Annotated in this window: 18 protein-coding genes; 6 read left to right on the forward strand and 12 right to left on the reverse strand. The window is 63.2% G+C overall.

The window, feature by feature from the left end:
• Positions 1-4 precede the first annotated feature (4 nt).
• From AERO9A_RS13325 to AERO9A_RS13335, 3 genes are all read right to left on the reverse strand, one after another.
• Entirely contained in the window at positions 5-955 is a 951-nt protein-coding gene (locus AERO9A_RS13325; protein WP_159972442.1) for a DUF523 and DUF1722 domain-containing protein, read from the reverse strand.
• 124 nt (positions 956-1,079) lie between these two features.
• A complete protein-coding gene (locus AERO9A_RS13330; protein WP_159972443.1) occupies positions 1,080-1,310 on the reverse strand; it encodes a TIGR02450 family Trp-rich protein in 231 nt (76 codons plus the stop codon).
• The gene (locus AERO9A_RS13335) at positions 1,307-2,293 is read right to left on the reverse strand and encodes an NAD(P)/FAD-dependent oxidoreductase (protein WP_159972444.1); all 987 of its coding nucleotides are present in this window, start codon (positions 2,291-2,293) and stop codon (positions 1,307-1,309) included. The genes AERO9A_RS13330 and AERO9A_RS13335 overlap by 4 nt, the downstream gene beginning before the upstream one ends.
• A gap of 198 nt (positions 2,294-2,491) precedes the next feature.
• On the opposite strand from AERO9A_RS13335, the gene AERO9A_RS13340 reads away from it, so the two are divergent.
• Both AERO9A_RS13340 and AERO9A_RS13345 read left to right on the forward strand, forming a co-directional pair.
• Positions 2,492-3,391, forward strand: coding sequence for a TIGR01777 family oxidoreductase (locus AERO9A_RS13340; RefSeq protein ID WP_159972445.1), 900 nt, complete (start codon positions 2,492-2,494; stop codon positions 3,389-3,391).
• 21 nt (positions 3,392-3,412) lie between these two features.
• Positions 3,413-4,435 carry a ferrochelatase gene (locus tag AERO9A_RS13345; RefSeq protein WP_159972446.1) on the forward strand — a complete coding sequence of 341 codons (1,023 nt, stop codon included), beginning with the start codon at positions 3,413-3,415 and terminating at the stop codon, positions 4,433-4,435.
• 69 nt (positions 4,436-4,504) lie between these two features.
• Here the strand turns inward: AERO9A_RS13345 and AERO9A_RS13350 are convergent, their stop codons facing one another.
• Positions 4,505-4,870 carry a hypothetical protein gene (locus AERO9A_RS13350; protein WP_159972447.1) on the reverse strand — a complete coding sequence of 122 codons (366 nt, stop codon included), beginning with the start codon at positions 4,868-4,870 and terminating at the stop codon, positions 4,505-4,507.
• A 212-nt stretch (positions 4,871-5,082) separates the two neighbouring features.
• Here AERO9A_RS13350 and AERO9A_RS13355 point away from each other — a divergent pair, with 212 nt between their 5' ends.
• Positions 5,083-5,835: a hypothetical protein gene (locus tag AERO9A_RS13355; RefSeq protein WP_159972448.1), complete on the forward strand. Its 753-nt coding sequence runs from the start codon at positions 5,083-5,085 to the stop codon at positions 5,833-5,835.
• Positions 5,836-5,878: 43 nt separating this feature from the next.
• Here the strand turns inward: AERO9A_RS13355 and AERO9A_RS13360 are convergent, their stop codons facing one another.
• The 4 genes from AERO9A_RS13360 to AERO9A_RS13375 all read right to left on the reverse strand — a co-directional run bounded on the left by AERO9A_RS13360 (position 5,879) and on the right by AERO9A_RS13375 (position 8,679).
• Positions 5,879-6,220, reverse strand: a complete 342-nt coding sequence (locus tag AERO9A_RS13360) for a zinc ribbon domain-containing protein YjdM (protein WP_159972449.1) — start codon at positions 6,218-6,220, stop codon at positions 5,879-5,881.
• 142 nt (positions 6,221-6,362) lie between these two features.
• Positions 6,363-6,836: an LEA type 2 family protein gene (locus tag AERO9A_RS13365; protein ID WP_159972450.1), complete on the reverse strand. Its 474-nt coding sequence runs from the start codon at positions 6,834-6,836 to the stop codon at positions 6,363-6,365.
• 56 nt (positions 6,837-6,892) lie between these two features.
• A complete protein-coding gene (locus AERO9A_RS13370) occupies positions 6,893-7,741 on the reverse strand; it encodes a DMT family transporter (RefSeq protein WP_159972451.1) in 849 nt (282 codons plus the stop codon).
• A gap of 134 nt (positions 7,742-7,875) precedes the next feature.
• Positions 7,876-8,679, reverse strand: a complete 804-nt coding sequence (locus AERO9A_RS13375; protein WP_159972452.1) for an outer membrane protein OmpK — start codon at positions 8,677-8,679, stop codon at positions 7,876-7,878.
• 11 nt (positions 8,680-8,690) lie between these two features.
• Between AERO9A_RS13375 and AERO9A_RS13380 the strand changes: the two genes are divergently transcribed.
• The gene (locus AERO9A_RS13380) at positions 8,691-8,933 is read left to right on the forward strand and encodes a hypothetical protein (RefSeq protein ID WP_159972453.1); all 243 of its coding nucleotides are present in this window, start codon (positions 8,691-8,693) and stop codon (positions 8,931-8,933) included.
• Positions 8,934-9,113: 180 nt separating this feature from the next.
• Here the strand turns inward: AERO9A_RS13380 and AERO9A_RS13385 are convergent, their stop codons facing one another.
• Genes AERO9A_RS13385 through AERO9A_RS13395 form a run of 3 tightly spaced genes read right to left on the reverse strand, consistent with a single transcriptional unit; the run spans position 9,114 to position 11,419 of the window.
• Positions 9,114-9,683 carry a TetR/AcrR family transcriptional regulator gene (locus tag AERO9A_RS13385; protein WP_159972454.1) on the reverse strand — a complete coding sequence of 190 codons (570 nt, stop codon included), beginning with the start codon at positions 9,681-9,683 and terminating at the stop codon, positions 9,114-9,116.
• A gap of 48 nt (positions 9,684-9,731) precedes the next feature.
• Positions 9,732-10,868, reverse strand: a complete 1,137-nt coding sequence (locus AERO9A_RS13390) for a thiolase family protein (protein WP_159972455.1) — start codon at positions 10,866-10,868, stop codon at positions 9,732-9,734.
• 11 nt (positions 10,869-10,879) lie between these two features.
• The gene (locus AERO9A_RS13395; RefSeq protein ID WP_159972456.1) at positions 10,880-11,419 is read right to left on the reverse strand and encodes a PaaI family thioesterase; all 540 of its coding nucleotides are present in this window, start codon (positions 11,417-11,419) and stop codon (positions 10,880-10,882) included.
• Between the two features lie 94 nt (positions 11,420-11,513).
• Between AERO9A_RS13395 and AERO9A_RS13400 the strand changes: the two genes are divergently transcribed.
• The gene (locus AERO9A_RS13400; RefSeq protein WP_159972457.1) at positions 11,514-12,713 is read left to right on the forward strand and encodes an MFS transporter; all 1,200 of its coding nucleotides are present in this window, start codon (positions 11,514-11,516) and stop codon (positions 12,711-12,713) included.
• A gap of 14 nt (positions 12,714-12,727) precedes the next feature.
• Positions 12,728-14,128, forward strand: coding sequence for a dihydrolipoyl dehydrogenase (gene lpdA / locus AERO9A_RS13405; protein ID WP_159972458.1), 1,401 nt, complete (start codon positions 12,728-12,730; stop codon positions 14,126-14,128).
• 202 nt (positions 14,129-14,330) lie between these two features.
• Here lpdA and putA read toward each other — a convergent pair whose 3' ends face one another.
• Positions 14,331-18,266, reverse strand: coding sequence for a trifunctional transcriptional regulator/proline dehydrogenase/L-glutamate gamma-semialdehyde dehydrogenase (putA, locus tag AERO9A_RS13410; RefSeq protein ID WP_159972459.1), 3,936 nt, complete (start codon positions 18,264-18,266; stop codon positions 14,331-14,333).
• Positions 18,267-18,346 lie beyond the last annotated feature (80 nt).

Here is an 18,346-nt window from a genome sequence, read left to right on the forward strand (position 1 = left end):
GTTGTCACAATGCGTTGCGCAGGCTGAGCGGTTCCGGGTGCGGCTGCAGATACGCCTGCTCGGCGATGTAGCGATCCGGGTGGCGGCGGAAGTGGTGCTTGAGTAGGGTCATCGGCACTACCAGCGGCACGATGCCGGCGCGGTACTGGCCAATCAGTTGCTGCATTTCCTGTTTTTCATCGGCGCTCAGGGCGCGTTTGAGATAGCCGCTCAGGTGCTGCAGGACATTGCTGTGGGTGCCGCGTGTGGCGCATTTGCGCAGTGCGCTCATCAGCTCGCTGAAGTAGCGCGGCGCCAGGCTTGCCAGGTCGTGCTGAGCGAGGTCGCCGAGCAGGCGGCCCAAGGACTTGTAACGCGCCGGGTCGGTGGCCATCAGCAGGTACTTGTAGCGCGAGTGGTAGGCGATCAGCGCCCGGCGGGTCAGCCCGCTGGCAAGCAATTGCTGCCATTGGGCGTAGGCGTAAACGCGGGTGATGAAGTTCTCGCGCAACACAGGATCCATCAGGCGACCGGCTTCCTCGACCGGCAGATCAGGATGGCGCGCGCAGAAGTGCGCAGCGAAGATGCCGCGCCCCGGCTCGCTTGGGCGCCCGCCGTCCTGATAGACCTTGACGCGAAACAGGCCGCAGGACGGCGACTGCTGCATAAAAATGTAGCCGCTGATTGTTTGCAGCTCATCGGCAATACGTTCGCCGTAGCTGGCCAGCGCCTCGGTCACGTCGCGCGAGCGATCCACCGTTCCCACTGCGCGCGGTGCCTGCGGATCGCCCACCAGGCGAATGGGCTCGCGTGGTGTGCTCATGCCAATGCCGACTTCGGGGCAGACTTTGATGAAGTCGAAGTGCTGGGTCAGCTCGCGGCTGCATAACTGCGAAAGCTTATGGCCGCCGTTGTAGCGGACCTCGTCCCCCATCAGGCAGGCGCTGATGCCTAGGCTGGGCTTGATCGCTTGCATCACTAACCCCCTCTGAACCTGTACTCGGTGGCGACTTTGTACAACTATGAGGGGATCATAGGCATGAACTTGTACATGCACAAGTTTCTTGTATAGCTTTTGTATTGCTTTCTGTGAGGCGCAATCAGCGCCAGCCCTGCTGCCAGCGCTCGCTGTCCAGAAGCAGGCGCCAGTCGATCTGTTCGTTGCGCCCGGTCAATACGGCCTGCAGTTCCACGGCAACGATTTGTTCCTGTTCGTCACGCAGCAGCTTGGTCACCAGGAAGTGGCGTTCGCGGTTCTGTGGGCGGCTGGCTGTCCACTTCGAGAGCAGCAGTTTGCGTGGATTGAGGCGACGCTTGGCGAGGTTGCTCATGCCAGGTGTTCGATCAGGCGGCGTGCGGCATCCTGGCCGCTGAGCCAGGCGCCCTCGACGCGACCGGACAGGCACCAATCGCCGCACGCATACAAGCCCAGGTCGGCATCGGCCAGGGCGCCCCATTGATGCGCTTGTGCCGGGCGCGCGTACAGCCAGCGGTGGGCGAGGGTAAAGCTCGGTGGCGGTACGGCGCAGCCGATCATTTCGGCGAAGGCGCCATGCAGATGTTCGATTACCGCTTCCTTGGGTAGATCCAAATGCTGGCGGCTCCAGGCGCTGGTGGCGTGCAAGACCCAGGTGTCGTGCGAGTGGTCGCGGCCCGGCTTGCTGCGGTCACGCGCCAGCCAATCGAGGGCGCTGTCCTGCACGAAGCAGCCTTCGACGCGGGTATCGAGCGGGGTGTCGAAGGCCAGGGCAACAGCCCAGGTCGGCTCCATCAGCACGCTAGCGGCCGCGCCTGCCAGTTTGGGGGCGGCGGCCAGTAGGGCGCTGGCCTGTGGCGCTGGCGTGGCGACCAGTACGTGACTGAACGGGCCATGGCTCTCGCCTTCGGCGTCGAGCAGTGTCCAGTATTGATCGCCACGGAAAACTTCGGTGATGCGGCAGGAAAAGTGTACCGGCAAGCCGCCGAGCAGGGCGCGGGTGATAGCGCTCATGCGTGGGCTACCGACCCAACGCACCTGTTCATCCGGCGATGGGCTGAGCTGGCCGACCTGGCTGTTGTAGAGGCTGGGCGTCCATTCGGCGACCCAGCCGCGTGCTTGCCATTGCTGAACTACCTCGACGAAGCGCCGATCACGCGCGGTGAAATACTGCGCGCCCAGGTCGAGGCTGCCGACATCGCTGCGCTTGCTGGCCATCCGTCCGCCGCTGCCGCGACTCTTATCGAACAGTTGAACCTCGTGGCCTGCCGCACTGAGAACCTGGGCGGCGGACAGCCCGGCCAGGCCGGTGCCGATGATGGCGATAGATGCGTTCATGCTTACCTCTTCAGCGCTGAATGCTTTACAGGCTACGTTTTAGACAAAACCTGTACAAGAATGTTTTGATGTACAGTATTGCTTCGAGCGCTTCTCTATAAGGTTTAGGTCAAACCCGGCAATGAATAAAGACGCCCGGCTTTTCAACCTGCCAGAGTGTGTAAACGCGCTGATCAATTGCCATGCGAGGAGGATGCCATGCATATCCTGTTGACCGGCGGCACAGGGCTGATTGGCCGTGCCTTGTGCGCCAATTGGGCTGACAAAGGGCACCGTCTGACGGTGTGGAGCCGCGATCCAGCCAAGGTAGCGAGCTTGTGTGGCCCTACGGTGCGCGGCATTGCACGCCTTGAGGAGCTCGACAGCGAGCCGCTCGATGCAGTGGTCAACCTGGCTGGCGCCCCGATTGCCGATCGCCCCTGGACGGACAAGCGCAAGGCGCTGTTGTGGGCCAGTCGCGTCACGCTTACCGAGCAGCTCGTCACTTGGCTGGAGCAGCGCGAGCAACGTCCGGCGCTGCTGTTGTCTGGCTCAGCGGTGGGCTGGTACGGCGACGGTGGTGACTGTGAACTGCGCGAAGACATACCGCCACAGGGCCGTGATTTCGCCGCACGGCTCTGCGCCGCCTGGGAGGTGGCGGCCATGCGTGCGCAGGCGTTTGGCATGCGTGTTGTGCTACTGCGCACCGGTCTGGTGCTGGCGGCTGATGGTGGTTTGTTGGCGCGCATGCTGACGCCGTTCCGCTTCGGCCTGGGTGGGCGCCTGGGTAATGGCCAGCAATGGATGCCCTGGATTCATATTGCTGACCAAATCGAGTTGATCGATTTTCTCTTGCAGCAAGGCGACGCGCACGGTCCTTATAATGCCTGCGCGCCATTGCCGGTGCGCAACGCCGAATTTACCCGTGCACTTGGTCAGGCCCTGAGCCGTCCGACTTTCCTGCCTGCACCTGCCGTCGTGTTGCGTGCCGCATTGGGGGAAATGGCTGGGCTGCTCTTGGGCGGGCAACGTGCCTTGCCGAGCCGTGTGCTCGATGCCGACTTCAGTTTTCGTTTTACCCATCTTGATGTGGCGCTGACAGACCTGCTCGCCCACTGACGTTACCGACTAGGATTTCGCATGACCGATCACGCACTGCTGCTGGTTAACCTGGGCTCCCCGGCGTCTACCGAGGTGGCCGATGTGCGGCGTTACCTCAATCAGTTTCTGATGGATCCGTATGTGGTGGATCTGCCCTGGCCGCTGCGCCGTCTGCTGGTGTCGCTGATCTTGATTAAGCGCCCGGCGGCCTCGGCCCACGCCTATGCCTCGATCTGGTGGGAGGACGGCTCGCCCTTGATCGTGCTCAGCCGCCGCCTGCAGGAGGCGATGAAAGCGCATTGGACGCGCGGCCCGGTTGAATTGGCCATGCGCTATGGGCAGCCGTCCATCGAATCGACCCTGCTGCGTATGGCCGGGCAGGGCATCCGCGAAGTCACCCTGGCGCCGCTTTACCCGCAGTTCGCCGACAGCACCACCACGACGGTGATCGAAGAAGCCAAGCGAGTGGTGCGTGAGCATGGCCTGGACATGCGCTTTTCCATCCTGCCGCCGTTCTTCGAACAACCTGAGTACCTCGATGCTCTGGTCGCCAGCGCCAAGCCGTATCTGGAGCAGGGCTTCGATCACCTGCTGCTGAGTTTCCATGGTCTGCCGGAACGCCACCTGCGCAAGCTCGACGCCACCGGCCACTGCCTGAAAGGGCCGGATTGCTGCCGTACGGCGTCGCCAGAGGTGTTGGCCAAGTGTTATCGCGCCCAGTGTCTGCGCAGCGCCGAGCTGTTCGCCGAGCGCATGGGCTTGCAGACCGGGCAATGGTCGGTGAGCTTCCAGTCGCGCCTGGGGCGTGACAAGTGGATCGAGCCCTACACCGAGAATCGCCTGGACGAGCTGGCCGCGCAGGGGGTGAAGAAGCTGCTGGTGATGTGCCCGGCGTTCGTCGCCGACTGCATCGAGACGCTGGAGGAAATCGGCGACCGTGGCCGCGAGCAGTTCGTCGAGGCCGGGGGCGAGAGCTTGCAACTGGTGCCATGCCTGAACGACCACCCGCAATGGGCCGCTGCTCTGAAGACGCTGTGCGAGCGAGCGCCTGTGGCGGTGTAAGGCGCTGAACTGGCGTTATCTGCATAAGAAAAGCCCGTATCCGAGAATACGGGCTTTTCGTTTTATGGCTTACCAGCGACCGTCATGCCGCCAGCCGCCGTGGTGGTAGCGTGGCGGTGGTGGGTAGGGGCGGTAGCCGGGCGTAACCACTACGGTAGCGGGAGGGTAGTAGTAGGCCGGTGGTGGTGGCGGTGAGTAGTACACCGGCGGCGCGGAGTAATACACCGGCTGCTGCGGGTAGTACACCACGGTTGGAGGCGGTGGTGCCTGGTAGACGGGGGCCGGGCGACTGGAGGCAATCACGCCGCCGATGACCGCACCTGCCACCACGCCGGCGATGGCGGCATCGCTGCGGCCAGACGCCTGGGCGCTGTTCTGGCCGACCAGCGCCAGACTGAGCACCAGGCCGGTGATGAGAGGAATGCGCGAGTGCATGTTGGGTATCTCCTGTGGAAGCGGAAGGTTCCCGCTTGATGACTCAGACAGTATCCGTTCAGCTTCGTTAGCCGTGGCAGTGTAAGTCTTGGGTAAAGGTGCGCTATGTACAGGATTGGCACTGCAGTGCTCGGGTAAGGGAATTTTGCGCTTTACTGGGTATCAGAACGATGCTGCCTATTGGCGGTATCGAAGCTGCAGGGATTGGCGCGATGCGTTCAGAGCGAAACAGGACACCCCTATCCGCACGCTGGCAGCGACTGCTACCGGTGCTGATATTGCTGTGGCTGCTTGCCGGTTGCAGTGGCCGCCTGGATAACGATTCGATCATCAACACGCGTAACCCGGTTCAAGCAGGCGAACTGCTGCAGACCGATGTTGACCGCATGGCGACGTTGGCCATGCGCAACAATCTCAACAGCCTGTATCGTCTGATGCACAAGCTTTACCAGCGTAACCCGCGCGAGTGGCGTAAGAATGCCCAGATCGACAGCGTGGGTATCGAGCGACAGATTCAGTACGCAATCGAGCACAACCAAGACTGGCCGACCCTCGGCGGGCGGCGTGACGTGGCCGCACTGGATTACGCCCTGAGCCCGGCATTTCATGGTGATCGCGTCGCCGCTTTTACCTACGCCATCGGCAGCATGTTGGTGACGGCGCACGGTGGGCATACCGAGTTCTACCTGACCGACAGCTTCAATGCGCAGTTCATTTACAACGCCGCGCGTAATCTGGAGAAGGCTGCCTGGATGCTGGGCCAGCGTCGTGACGCCAGTGGCCAGCCCTTGCTGCTGTCCAACGAAGTGTCCGAACGAACCAGCAACCTCAGCTACGCCGTGGAGTTCGGCAAGATGGTTGCGCGCCTCGATCTGCTCACTCACGTGCTGGAAGAGCGCTACCGGCGTATGGGCGCCAATTATGCGCAGAGTCTGTTTCTGCTGAATTTCCTGCCGGTGCAGTAGATATCCCGAAGGGAAGCGCCGCAGACGCGGCGCTTGCGTGAGGTCAGACCTTGCGGACGAACTCGGACTTGAGTTTCATCGCGCCGATACCGTCGATCTTGCAGTCGATATCGTGGTCGCCGTCGACCAGGCGGATGTTCTTGACCTTGGTGCCAACCTTGACCACCAGCGAGGAGCCCTTGACCTTCAGATCCTTGATCACGGTGATGGTGTCGCCGTCCTGCAGCAGGTTGCCGACCGAGTCCTTGATCACGCGCGTGTCATCATCGCTTGCGCCGGCTTCACCAGCCTTCCACTCGTGAGCGCATTCCGGGCAAACCAGTTGCTCGCCATCTTCGTAGGTGTATTCGGAGTTGCATTTGGGGCAGGGTGGCAAGGTGCTCAAGGGGGATCCTCGGTGATGGTTAGAAACCGCATAGTATATAGGGGTTTACCCTTGGCTGTCCGCTCAAGGTTAAGGGCTGCATGGCGAGGTTTTGACGGTTATCAGGCAGTCATGCTGGCGTAGGGCAAAGATGCGTCTGTCGTCAGTATGGATTGACCTGCTCCGGCCAGGTCAGGGTGCCGCTGTCGCGAAAGCGGTGCGTGCCGAACAGGCCGCCAGCCAGCTTGCCCTGGATTGTGTAGGGCAGGCCCTGGCCCGGTTGGTAGTTCGCCGCGCCCCAGGCCTGACGCACGGCGGAAAATGCCGAAATGCTCAGCGGCACGGTGATTAGCGTTTCGCCAAAACGTGCAATGCTGCCTTGCTGGTCGCTCACGCCACTGGCCAGTGGCTGGCCGTTGATATCCAGATCCAGCGCCACACCGTTGAACTCTACGGCCTGGTCATTGGGGTTTTGCACGCGCAGTTTTACCGCGAAGCGCATCTCCAGTTCCTGGCCGGGCAAGGGCTCCAGCCCGACGAGATCGACGCGCAGTGGATCCTGGTTGGTCAGGCTGGCGCAGCCTGTAATGCCGAGGGCCAGTAGCGTGATCAGGGTAAGGCGCAGCAGATGAGGCACGGAAGTCACCTGTCGATAAGGGGTCAGCACAGCAGACCGCTGTATTGGCTTTTTGCTCACTTTTTCACGTGTGGCTGACGGCTACTGAGCACCAGCGCAATGCCACCGAGCACGGCAACCGCGCTAAGCAGCAGGCGCAGGCTCAGTGTTTCATCCAGCACCAAGCTGCCAGCCAGTGCCGCGAGAATGGGCACGCTGAGCTGAACCGTAGCGGCTTGGCTGGCGCGTAGGCTCGGTAAGGCGCTGTACCAGATGGCGTAACCGATACCCGAGGTGAGCGCGCCAGAAAGCAGGGCATAGAACAGGCCCGGCACATCCCATTGCAACTGCGCGAAAAAGGGCAGAACCAGCAGCAGGCCCAGCGGGGTCGCGCGCAGAAAGTTGCCGGCGGTTACCGCCAGTGGGTCCCCCTGGCCGCGACCGAGCAGTGAGTAGGCGCCCCAGGCTATGCCAGCTAACAGCATCAGCAGAGCAGGGGGCAATGGCGGCGCACTGGCGCCTGGCAATAGCAGAGCCATAAGTCCGGCGCAGGCCATCACTGTGCCGATACTGGCCAAGGCCGGTAGGCGCTCCCCGTGGCAGAGGCCCCAAAGCAGCATGCTCAATTGCACAGCGCCGAACAGCAGTAGGGCGCCAATACCGGTATCCAGGTGCAAGTAGGCGAAGGAGAACGCCGCTGCGTAGACAAATAGTGCTAGAGCGCCGGGCCAGTTGCCGGCCATGGGGCGTGCGCCGCTGCGCAGGCGTAACAGCAAGGCCAGCATCAGCGCCCCTGCGGTTAGGCGCATGGCAGTAAAGCTGGCGGCATCGATCTCGGTTTCACGCAGTGCCAGGCGGCAGAGCAGGGAGTTGCCCGCGAATGCCAGCATGGCGAGTGCGGTCAATAACAGTGTGCGAGCAGGCATCGTCCATCCTCGATAAAAGTCTGGGATAGCCGAGAGCTAAGCACGTTAGATGGGGCGGTGGCATCGGCCGAAGGTCGCAATTTTCGGCGACCTGGGTTAGGCGCGCGCCGCTGTGAAGAGCGGCGCGGCGGGGATCAGAAGTGCACTTTGACCAGCAGGCTGGCGGTGTTCTGGTCGGTCGGGCCTACGAATTCGCTGACGGCGCCGCCATCCTTGATGCCGTACTTGTTCTTCCAATAATCGTATTCGATGCCGACGTAGAGCTGTTTCTCGCCCCACTTCAGCGCCTTGCCCAGGTCGTACTTGATCTGCGGGTTGAAGTGCAGGTTGGCCTGGTATTCGCCGCGGCGGTTCTCGTCGTTATCGACGACCCAGTCCATGAAACCGTCGATAACAATGTCCGACTCGCCCACAGGCAGGGTGTAGCTCCATACCGGGGTGATCTGCCAGACGTTCTTGCCTGGGCGGCTGCTGCCTGGCTTGCGCAGGTAGGTGTTGAGCTGGAAGTAGTCGAAACCGGGGATGTCCAGGTCGACTGCCGGGCCGATCAGGAATGCATCGACGTCTTTCTCGCCGAACTCGTAGGTGGCGGAGATCAGTACGTCTTTGATCGGTCCGAAGGACAGGTCAGCACCGGTGATTTTGCCGAACGACAGACGTGGGCTGAATTCGCCGTAGTAAGTGTGGCCATCGCCATTACCGTTTTGCGCGTCGGTGTTGAATTTGATCACGTCGGTAAAGAAGAACAGGTCACCAAAGCTCCAGCCGCTGGCGTGCTCGAAGGTGATGGTCTGTTGGATTTCCGGGTCAACCTTGAAATCGTGGCCGTAGAGGTAGGTGAGGCTATTGTTCTGCCACTGCAGTAGATCGTCAGCATTGGCCTGGGCACCCGCAAGTAGGCCGCTGGCGAGGATCAGGGTGGAAAGTTTGCGATTCATCGGAGCTCCTGATGGGTGTCGTGCTTTATGGTTATGAACCTGTCCGTATAGTCAGGCTGGTGCTGCCAGAGCAAAAACGGCGCCAATTCTCGTTATTGTGCAGATACGTTGCAAATCAATTAGATGCGCTTGTATTGAGAGGGGTGTTTAGCGCCTCTGATGCACTGTTTTCTGACCAATGGGACAAAAAAGGCCATAACTTGGTGCGTGGCTATTCGGCAGGTGGTATCAGCGAGGTTTTGAGCTGTGTTTGAGCCAGGCCTTGGCGGCTGAATCACAAGGCTTCAGCGTGCCGCGTTGGTCGTGCTGCTGGGGGCGGGGCTGCGGCGAAAGTTCGAGCGCAGTGGTGCCAACGGCCTCTATTGCCGCTGCCGATATTCACGGCGCAGGGGCGCGCTGGCGCGGCTTAGCAGCAAGCGGGCGCTACCCGCTGCTCACGCTTGAACGGTTGCGACTTTTGCCAGCAGTTGCGCGCGCGTGGTCTTGAGCAGTCGGTCGGCCAGTTCTGGATCCTTGACGCTGCGTGATAACAGCAGCGCGCCGACCATTGCCGAGAGCATCTGTACGCTTTCTGCGCTGGCGTCCTCGCCTGGCAGGTGCTGCTCTATGAGCGTCAGCAGGTTGCGTATCAGTGTGTCGGTTGTCTCGCTGGCCTCGCCGCGCTGGCCTAGCTCGGCAGAGATGGTGGGCAAGGGGCAGCCAGCGCCGGGGTTGTCGCGGTGTCGGCTGGATAAGTAGCCTTTGAGCAGGCCTTGCAGCGGCGTATCTCCCTGTGTCATCCGTGCGGTGCTGCGCTCCTGCTCTGCCGCGGCATGTTGCAGCGCAGTTTCCACTAGGTCGTCCTTGGACTTGAAGTGGGCATAGAAACCGCCATGGGTCAGACCCAGCCCTTTCATTAGCGACTGCAAGCCTGTGGCGCCCACACCGTCACGGCGAAAGCGCAGAGCGGCTTCTTCGACGATGCGTTGATGGGTCTTGGCCTTGTGGTCTTCTGAATAGCGCATGGCGATCCTCGTCTTTCAAATGCAGCCGGTCATGTTACACAGGGGCGCTCATATATCGGCAGCTTCGAGCAAGGTCGCTACACCCTGGCCGCCAGCGATGCACTGGGTGGCGATGGCGTAGCGCCCACCGGTACGGCGTAGCAGGCTGGCTGCTTTGCCGGTGATGCGGGCACCCGTTGCCCCGAGTGGATGGCCGAGCGCCATGGCGCCGCCGTCGAGATTGACCTTGGCCATGTCCAGCCCCAACTCCTGAACGCATGCCAGTGATTGGCTGGCGAAGGCTTCGTTGATCTCCACCAGATCGATGTCATCGATCGACAGGCCGGCGCGTTGCAGGACTTTGCGCGTTGCCGCCACCGGCCCCATGCCCATGATTTCTGGCGCGCAGCCTGCTACAGCGACTGCTTTTATCCGCGCCAGCACGCTCAGGCCATGCTCGCGGGCGAAGGTCTCAGTGCAGACCAATACAGCGGCGGCGCCATCGGTCAGGGGGGACGAGGTGGCGGCCGTGACGCTGCCGCCGAAGGCGGGCTTGAGTTGCGCCAGAGCTTCCAGGCTAGTGCCTGGGCGTAGGCAGCCATCCTGCTCGACCAGGCCTTGCGGTGTGTCGATGCTCAGCAGTTCATCGTTGAATAGGCCCAGCTCGCGGGCGCGTACGGCCTTGGCGTGAGACTCGACTGCCATGGCCTCCTGATCTTCGCGGCTGATGGCGTAGCGCCGTGCCACTTCCTCGGCCGTGTGCCCCATGGCCATGTACACCTGCGGATACTGACTCAGTAGCGTTGGGTTGGGCGATATGTTGAAGCCGCCCATGGGTACGCGGGTCATGGACTCCACGCCTGCGCACAGAAACGCCTCGCCCGCGCCAATGGCAATCTGCCCGACGGCGTAATGTACGGCGCTCATCGACGAGCCGCAGAAGCGGTTCAGCGTGGCGCCGCCGAGGGTTTGCGGGAAACCTGCACGGAAACTGGCGATGCGGGCGATGTTCATACCCTGTTCCGCTTCTGGGTAGGCGCAGCCCATGATCACGTCTTCGAGCGTTGCCGGGTCGAGTTGGAGTTTATCGACCAGGCCACGCAGCACCTGGGCGGCGAGGTCGTCCGGGCGCAGATCGATCAGGGCGCCCTTGCGTGCGAAGTGGAAGGGGGAGCGGGCGTAACCGGCAATCACGGCGAGAGTCATGGCGAACTCCTTCAGGACTTCATGTCGAGGATCAGGCAGGTCGTGGAGGCGACGGCGTAGAGACGCTCATCGACATCGTAGAGGCGACCTTCCGCCAGGGCGGTGGAACGGCCCAGGTGAATGATGCGGCCCTCGGCCCGCACGGGGCCGGCTTCGCTGCGCAGGGCGCGGATGTAGCTCACGCGCAGGTCGGAGGTGGTGTAGCCCTGGCCAGGCTTGAGTTGGGTGTGCACGGCGCAGCCCATGCAGGAGTCGAGCAACGTGGCGATGTAGCCGCCGTGCACACTGCCCAGTGGGTTGTAGTGGCGCTTGTCCGGTGTGCCCTGAAAGATGAACAGTCCGCTGGCCCAGTGCACCGGGGTGAAATCGAGCACCGCGTTGATCGGCGGCGAGGGGAGCTCACCTTGGCCAATGCCGTCGAAGAAGTCCATCGGCGTCATGGCCGCCACTTGCGCCAGAGTGAGGGTGCCAGGCGCGGCGAGTTTGCTGCGTACGGCCTGCTCTTCGGCGATCCAGGTGGCGAGTCGGGTGTCTCGTGATTGATCGGTCATTGCGGCTCCAAATAATATGATGGACGACATTTAATGTTTCATATTATGGTCGAAATATAAATGGCCGCCAGTCACTGTCCTGTGGAGCTTTGCCATGCAGCCTTCCCGTACTCTGCTGATCATCCTGATGCTTCTCACGGCGCTGGGGGAGACGTCCACGCAGTTGCTTATTCCCGCGCTGGGCGAGCTGGAGCGCGGGCTCAACGCTGCGCCTGGCAGCAGTTTGCTGGCGCTGTCACTGTTCGTCGGTGCTTTTGGTCTTGGCCAGTTGCTGCTGGGGCCGCTGTCGGATCGCCTGGGGCGTCGCCCGATTCTGTTGGTCGGCTTGAGCCTCTATGTGCTGGCGACTCTGGGCATGCTGCTGGCGCCGAATATCGATGTGCTGATCGGCATGCGCGTACTGCAAGGGCTTGGCGCCTGCGCCGCGCTGGTGCTGGCGCGTGCCACCGTGCGTGATGTGTGGCAGGAACGGGCCGGGCCTGTACTGGCGCTGACGGTGCTCGGTATGTTCGCGGCTATTGTTCTGTCGCCGGTAGTGGGCGGTCTGCTGACGCAGTACGGCGGCTGGCATGGGCCGCTATTGGCCACGCTGGTGCTGGGCAGTCTGGCGTTGCTGGCGACCTTGACCGGCTACCGTGAGAGTCATCTGCAGCGCGACCCACAGGCTGGGCGGCTCAAGGGGTTGCTCGCCAATTATCTGCAGGTGCTACCCAGTTGCCGCGCGCTGGCGCTGACCATCGCCTGTACCTACGGTGCGATGTTCGTCGTGGTGGCCGGTTCGTCATCGGTGTATATCGGTTTGTTGGGGTTGAGTGCGGCGCAGTATGGGCTGACCTTCGGCTTGATCGTTTCCGGCCTGCTCGGTGGTGCGTGGTTCACCTTGCGTAATGTGCAGCGCCTGGGGCCGCAGCGGGTGGTCGGCATTGGCGTGGCGCTGGTGCTGGCAGGCTCACTGCTGACCTCGGCGGTCTATCTGCTGTTCGGTCTGTCGCTGCTGGGGCTGTCGCTACCGCAGGTGCTGGTGACGCTGGGCGGCGGCATGTTGCTGCCTGCGGCTGTGGCCGGTGCGGTGATTCCCAACCCGCAGCGTGCTGGCCTGGCGGCGGGGTTGATGGGCTTCTCGCAGATGGCTGGCGCGACCTTGGCTGGCCTGCTTCTGAGCGCGCTGCAAGATGGCTCGGCTTGGCCTATGGTTGGCTTGAATGCGCTGTTCGCCGTGCTGGCATTTCTTTTGTTCCACCTCTTGCGAGTGCGCCCGGCCGCTACGGCTGCGCTTGCCAGCAAGCTTCCCTGATCTGAGGACAAGCGATGAGCAGTTATGACGTGGTCATTATCGGTGCCGGCCCTGGCGGTTATAACGCCGCCATTCGTGCCGGCCAGTTGGGCTTGAAAGTGGCCTGTGTCGAAGGGCGCGAAACCCTCGGCGGCACCTGTCTGAATGTCGGCTGCATGCCGTCCAAGGCCCTGCTGCATGCCTCCGAGCTTTACGAGGCGGCGGCTGGCGGTGAGCTGAGCGCACTGGGTGTGGAAGTCACGCCAACGCTCAACCTGGCGCAGATGATGAAGCAGAAGGCCGATAGCGTCGAAGCGCTGACCAAGGGCGTGGAGTTCCTGTTTCGCAAGAACAAGGTGGAATGGGTCAAGGGCTGGGGGCGTATCGACGGCCCTGGGCGGGTGCAGGTGAAGCTGCGCGAAGGCGGTGAGCGTCTGCTGGAGACGAAGAACATCGTCATCGCCAGCGGTTCCGAGCCGACACCGTTGCCGGGCGTTGAGATCGATAACCAACGCATTCTCGATTCCACCGGGGCGTTGTCGCTACCCGAGGTGCCCAAACATCTGGTGGTGATTGGCGCCGGGGTGATCGGCCTGGAGCTGGGCTCGGTATGGCGCCGCCTGGGCAGCCAGGTGACCGTAGTGGAATACCTCGACCGCATTTGCCCCGGTCTGGATGGCGAGACGGGCAAAACCCTGCAGCGCACCCTGGGCAAGCAAGGTATGAGCTTCAAACTCGGCACCAAGGTAACGGGCGCCAAGACGGGTAAAAGCGGCGTGACTCTGAGCCTTGAGCCGGCCGCAGGCGGCGCGGCAGAGAGCCTGGAGGCCGACTACGTGCTGGTGGCCATCGGCCGGCGCCCCTACACCGAGGGGCTGGGCCTGGAAAGCGTCGGTCTGAACACTGACAAGCGCGGCATGCTCAGCAATAACAAACACCAGAGCGGCGTACCCGGCGTATGGGTGATCGGCGATGTCACCTCGGGCCCGATGCTCGCGCACAAGGCCGAAGATGAAGCGGTCGCCTGTATCGAGCGCATCGCCGGGCACGCGGCGGAGGTCAACTATGGGGTGATTCCTGGGGTGATCTACACCCGCCCGGAGGTGGCCAGCGTCGGCAAGGGCGAGGAGGAACTGAAGGCCGAGGGCCGTGCCTATAAGGTCGGCAAGTTTCCCTTCACCGCCAACAGCCGGGCGAAGATCAACCACGAAACCGAAGGCTTCGTGAAGATCCTGGCCGATGCCAATACCGACCAGATTCTCGGCGTGCACATGATCGGCCCGAGCGTGGGTGAGCTGATCGGCGAGTACTGCGTAGCCATGGAGTTCTCCGCCTCGGCTGAAGATATCGCGCTGACCTGTCACCCACATCCAACCCGTTCCGAAGCCGGGCGCCAGGCGGCGATGGGCGTGCATGGCTGGACGATGCAGGCGTGAGCGAATAGGCGGGAAAGCGGGCGGGGCGGTTAGCCCCGCGCGATGCGCTGGCCGGGTAGGCTGGCGCAGACCCGAAGGTCGGAAGGAAAAAGCACGACGCCGGGCGGGTAGCCCCTGCAGGCAGTTGCGTCATGTGGCTGCAGCATGCCGTGGCAAGCTTTCAGGCAGCTTCCACGGCATGACTTATCGATGACCCTGGCGCTTAACCAATGGTCATCAGACTGGCGTTACCACCAGCGGCTGCAGTGTTGACGCTCAGCGCGTGCTCGATCAGCAGGCGTTCCAGCGGGATGTCGGTCTCGCCCTTGTTCAGGCCGTGCACGCCGACGATGGCGCCCTTGCGCTGCGCTGCCTGCTCGCTCACCGCGCGCAACTGGTCGGAGTCGCCGTGGTGCAGGATGGCGTCCAGTTCCACGTCGACGCTGTTCCAGTCGGCCACCAATTGGATGTGCTTCTGCACCTCTTTCGGCAGCTCGCTATGCAGCGCGCGTTGGCTTTCCAGCCAGATCGCCCGGCTGCCGACGGCCAGGGTGGCAGCCAGTTGCGCCAGCAGGTCGCCGCGCTCGTCGGCCAGGTTCAGCACGTGCTCGCGCGGCAGCAGGGTGTAGCTGTTGCGCTCGCCGGTGGGGCCGGTCAGTGTGTGCGCGCTGTAGCTCTGCGACAGGCCGCGGTACTGCTCGAACAGCGCGGCGATGACCGGCTCCTGCTTGCCCGCCCATTCGGCGAAGGCGGCGCGCACTTTGTCCAGCTCGGTCGGAACCGGCAGGGCCTGCACCTCGGCCTGTTGCAGGTACTGGGCGACAGCTTCCTGCGGGCGGGTCGACAGCAGGCGGAACAGGTACAGCGGGCCACCGGCTTTCGGCCCGGTGCCGGACAGACCTTCACCGCCGAAGGGCTGCACGCCGACCACGGCGCCGACCATGTTGCGGTTCACATACAGGTTGCCGACCTTGGCCGTGCCGACCACCTGGGCGATGGTCTCGTCGATGCGTGTGTGCACGCCGAGGGTCAGGCCATAGCCGCTGTCGTTGATCTGCTGCAACAGCTTGCCCAGATCGGCGCGCTGGTAGCGCACCACGTGCAGCACCGGGCCGAAGATCTCGCGCTTCATCTCATCGAAGCTGTCCAGCTCGATCAGGGTCGGCACGACGAAGGTGCCGCGCTTGATTTCTTCACCGTTGACACGCGCCAGTTGCGTGACCTTGCGGCCTTTCTCGCGCAGCTTGGCGATATGGGTTTCGATGCCGGCTTTGGCTTCGGCGTCGATCACCGGGCCGATGTCGGTATTGAGGCGCTCCGGGTTGCCCAGGCTGTATTCGGCCATGGCGCCCTTGAGCATGGTCAGCACGCGGTCGGCCACGTCGTCCTGCACGCACAGCACGCGCAGGGCCGAGCAGCGTTGGCCGGCGCTGTCGAAGGCGGAAGCGACCACGTCCATTACCACCTGCTCGGTCAGTGCCGAGGAGTCGACGATCATGGCGTTGAGGCCGCCGGTTTCGGCGATCAGCGGAATGGTGCGGCCCTGTGCATCCAGGCGACCGGCAATGTTGCGTTGCAGGATGCCAGCCACTTCGGTGGAGCCGGTGAACATCACCCCGCGCACGCGCTCGTCACCCACCAGACGCGCGCCGACGGTTTCGCCACGGCCCGGCAGCAGTTGCACGGCGCCAGCCGGTACGCCCGCTTCACGCAGGATGCGTACACCTTGCGCGGCGATCAGCGGGGTTTGCTCGGCAGGTTTGGCCAGCACGGTATTGCCAGCGGCCAGTGCGGCGCAGACCTGGCCGGTGAAGATCGCCAGCGGGAAGTTCCACGGGCTGATACACACCACCGGGCCCAGCGGGCGGTGGCTGTCGTTGCCGAAGCTGCGCGCCTGGATCGCGTAGTAACGCAGGAAGTCCACCGCCTCGCGCACTTCGGCGATGGCGTTGGCGAAGGTCTTGCCGGACTCGCGCACCAGCAGGCCCATCAGTTGCTGCAGCTCGGCCTCCATCAGGTCGGCGGCGCGCTCCAGTACGGCGGCGCGCTCGTCGGGCCGGGTGGACTGCCAGATCTGCCCGCTGGCCATGGCGCAGAGGATGGCGTTGTCGACGTCGGCAATGCTCGCCTCGCGTACGTGGCCGACCAGATCGCGGTGATCAGCCGGGTTGCGCACGGGCTCCGGCTCGCTTGGGTTGACGCCATCGCAGCCGAGCATCGGCTCGGCCAGGTAGCTCTGGTTGGCGGTCGACAGCAGCGCCGAGGACAGTGAACCGAGGCGGTGTTCGTTGGCTAGATCCAGGCCCTCGGAGTTGACCCGGCTCTTGCCGTACAGGTCACGCGGCATCGGGATGCGCGGGTGCGGCAGGCCGATGGTGCCCTCTTGCGCGGCCATCTGCTCGACCTGCAGTACCGGGTCGAGCACCAGGTCTTTCAGCGAGATGCTGTGGTCGGCGATGCGGTTGACGAAGCTGGTGTTGGCGCCGTTTTCCAGCAGGCGGCGTACCAGGTAAGCCAGCAGGGTTTCGTGGCTGCCCACCGGAGCGTAGATGCGGCAAGGACGGTTCAGCTTGCCGTCGGCAATCTTGCCCACCACCTGCTCGTACAGCGGCTCACCCATGCCGTGCAGGCACTGGAACTCGTACTGGCCCGGGTAGTAGTTCTGCCCGGCCAAGTGGTAGATGGCCGACAGCGAGTGGGCGTTGTGGGTGGCGAACTGCGGGTAGATGGCTTCCGGTGCGGCCAGCAGCTTGCGTGCGCAGGCGATGTAGGACACATCGGTGTACGGCTTGCGGGTGTACACCGGGTAGCCTTCCAGACCATTGACCTGAGCCAGCTTGATCTCGCTGTCCCAGTAGGCGCCCTTGACCAGGCGGATCATCAGGCGATGACGGCTGCGCTTGGCCAGGTCGATGACGTAGTCGATCACGTACGGGCAGCGCTTCTGGTAGGCCTGGATGACGAAACCGATGCCGTTCCAGCCGGCCAGGCTCGGCTCGAAGCACAGGCGCTCGAGCAGATCCAGCGACAGCTCCAGGCGGTCGGCTTCCTCGGCGTCGATGTTGAGGCCGATGTCGTACTGCTTGGCCAGTTGAGTCAGGCCCAGCAGGGTCGGGTACAGCTCGTCCATCACGCGCTCGTACTGGGCGCGGCTGTAGCGTGGGTGCAGGGCGGACAGCTTGATCGAGATGCCCGGCCCTTCGTAGATGCCGCGACCGTGCGAGGCCTTGCCGATGGCGTGGATGGCCTGCTGGTAGGAGGCCAGGTAGCGCTTGGCGTCTTCCTCGGTCAGCGCGGCTTCACCGAGCATGTCGTAGGAATAGCGGAAGCCTTTGCTTTCCAGGGTGGCGGCGTTGGCCAGGGCTTCGGCGATGGTTTCGCCGGTGACGAACTGCTCGCCCATCAGGCGCATGGCCATGTCCACGCCCTTGCGGATCACCGGCTCGCCGCTCTTGCCGATGATGCGGTTGAGCGCCGAGGTCATGCCGGCTTCGGTGTGGGTCGACACCAGCTTGCCGGTGATCAGCAGGCCCCAGCTCGCCGCGTTGACGAACATCGACGGGCTCTGGCCCAGGTGCTGGCTCCAGTTGCCGTTGGCGATCTTGTCGCGGATCAGGGCGTCACGGGTGGCCTTGTCGGGGATGCGCAGCAGCGCTTCGGCCAGGCACATCAGCGCCACGCCTTCCTGCGACGACAGCGAGAACTCCTGCAGCAGGCCCTGCACCAGGCCCTGACGGCCGCTGGCGTTCTTCTGATTACGCAGCTTTTCGGCGATGCCCAGTGCCAGCTTCTGCGAGGCGTCGGCTTGTTCCTTACTCAGGCGCGCCTGCTCCAGCAGCATCGGCACCACTTCGGGCTCTGGGCGGCGGTAGGCGCTGGTGATGGCGGCGCGCAGCACCGACTGCGGCAGGATGCTCTCGGCGAAATCGAGAAATACCTGCAAACCTGCATCGCTCAGCGATTCCAGCGCTTCTTCACCGGCAGCAGCGGCCAGGCCGGCATGCTCGGCGGGCGTCAGGCCACTCTCGATTTGCTCCAGATAATTGAAAATCGCCTGCTTGATCATCCAGTGCGGCGTACGGTCGATCTGCGCGGCAGCCTGTTTCAGGCGCTCACGTGTTGCATCGTCGAGTTTTACGCCAAGCGTGGTGGTGGCCATGGGAAGTCCTACGGGTCAGGTTGGGCACGGTAAGCAATTGCCGGAGCAATCGTCATGTCGCCTGCGACGGCAAAAAGGCT

It is taken from the genome of Pseudomonas sp. 8Z, assembly GCF_902506535.1.
Taxonomy (GTDB): Bacteria; Pseudomonadota; Gammaproteobacteria; order Pseudomonadales; family Pseudomonadaceae; genus Aquipseudomonas.

What these genes read in the sequence shown, in the direction of transcription:
- AERO9A_RS13375 (WP_159972452.1), bottom strand. Translation starts at nt 8,679, where the DNA reads ATGAATCGCAAACTTTCCACCCTGATCCTCGCCAGCGGCCTACTTGCG.
- AERO9A_RS13370 (WP_159972451.1), bottom strand. Translation starts at nt 7,741, where the DNA reads ATGCCTGCTCGCACACTGTTATTGACCGCACTCGCCATGCTGGCATTC.
- AERO9A_RS13325 (WP_159972442.1), bottom strand. Translation starts at nt 955, where the DNA reads ATGCAAGCGATCAAGCCCAGCCTAGGCATCAGCGCCTGCCTGATGGGG.
- AERO9A_RS13400 (WP_159972457.1), top strand. Translation starts at nt 11,514, where the DNA reads ATGCAGCCTTCCCGTACTCTGCTGATCATCCTGATGCTTCTCACGGCG.
- AERO9A_RS13355 (WP_159972448.1), top strand. Translation starts at nt 5,083, where the DNA reads ATGCGTTCAGAGCGAAACAGGACACCCCTATCCGCACGCTGGCAGCGA.
- AERO9A_RS13390 (WP_159972455.1), bottom strand. Translation starts at nt 10,868, where the DNA reads ATGACTCTCGCCGTGATTGCCGGTTACGCCCGCTCCCCCTTCCACTTC.
- AERO9A_RS13380 (WP_159972453.1), top strand. Translation starts at nt 8,691, where the DNA reads ATGGGTGTCGTGCTTTATGGTTATGAACCTGTCCGTATAGTCAGGCTG.
- AERO9A_RS13385 (WP_159972454.1), bottom strand. Translation starts at nt 9,683, where the DNA reads ATGCGCTATTCAGAAGACCACAAGGCCAAGACCCATCAACGCATCGTC.
- AERO9A_RS13395 (WP_159972456.1), bottom strand. Translation starts at nt 11,419, where the DNA reads ATGACCGATCAATCACGAGACACCCGACTCGCCACCTGGATCGCCGAA.
- AERO9A_RS13345 (WP_159972446.1), top strand. Translation starts at nt 3,413, where the DNA reads ATGACCGATCACGCACTGCTGCTGGTTAACCTGGGCTCCCCGGCGTCT.
- AERO9A_RS13335 (WP_159972444.1), bottom strand. Translation starts at nt 2,293, where the DNA reads ATGAACGCATCTATCGCCATCATCGGCACCGGCCTGGCCGGGCTGTCC.
- putA (WP_159972459.1), bottom strand. Translation starts at nt 18,266, where the DNA reads ATGGCCACCACCACGCTTGGCGTAAAACTCGACGATGCAACACGTGAG.
- AERO9A_RS13350 (WP_159972447.1), bottom strand. Translation starts at nt 4,870, where the DNA reads ATGCACTCGCGCATTCCTCTCATCACCGGCCTGGTGCTCAGTCTGGCG.
- AERO9A_RS13340 (WP_159972445.1), top strand. Translation starts at nt 2,492, where the DNA reads ATGCATATCCTGTTGACCGGCGGCACAGGGCTGATTGGCCGTGCCTTG.
- AERO9A_RS13330 (WP_159972443.1), bottom strand. Translation starts at nt 1,310, where the DNA reads ATGAGCAACCTCGCCAAGCGTCGCCTCAATCCACGCAAACTGCTGCTC.
- lpdA (WP_159972458.1), top strand. Translation starts at nt 12,728, where the DNA reads ATGAGCAGTTATGACGTGGTCATTATCGGTGCCGGCCCTGGCGGTTAT.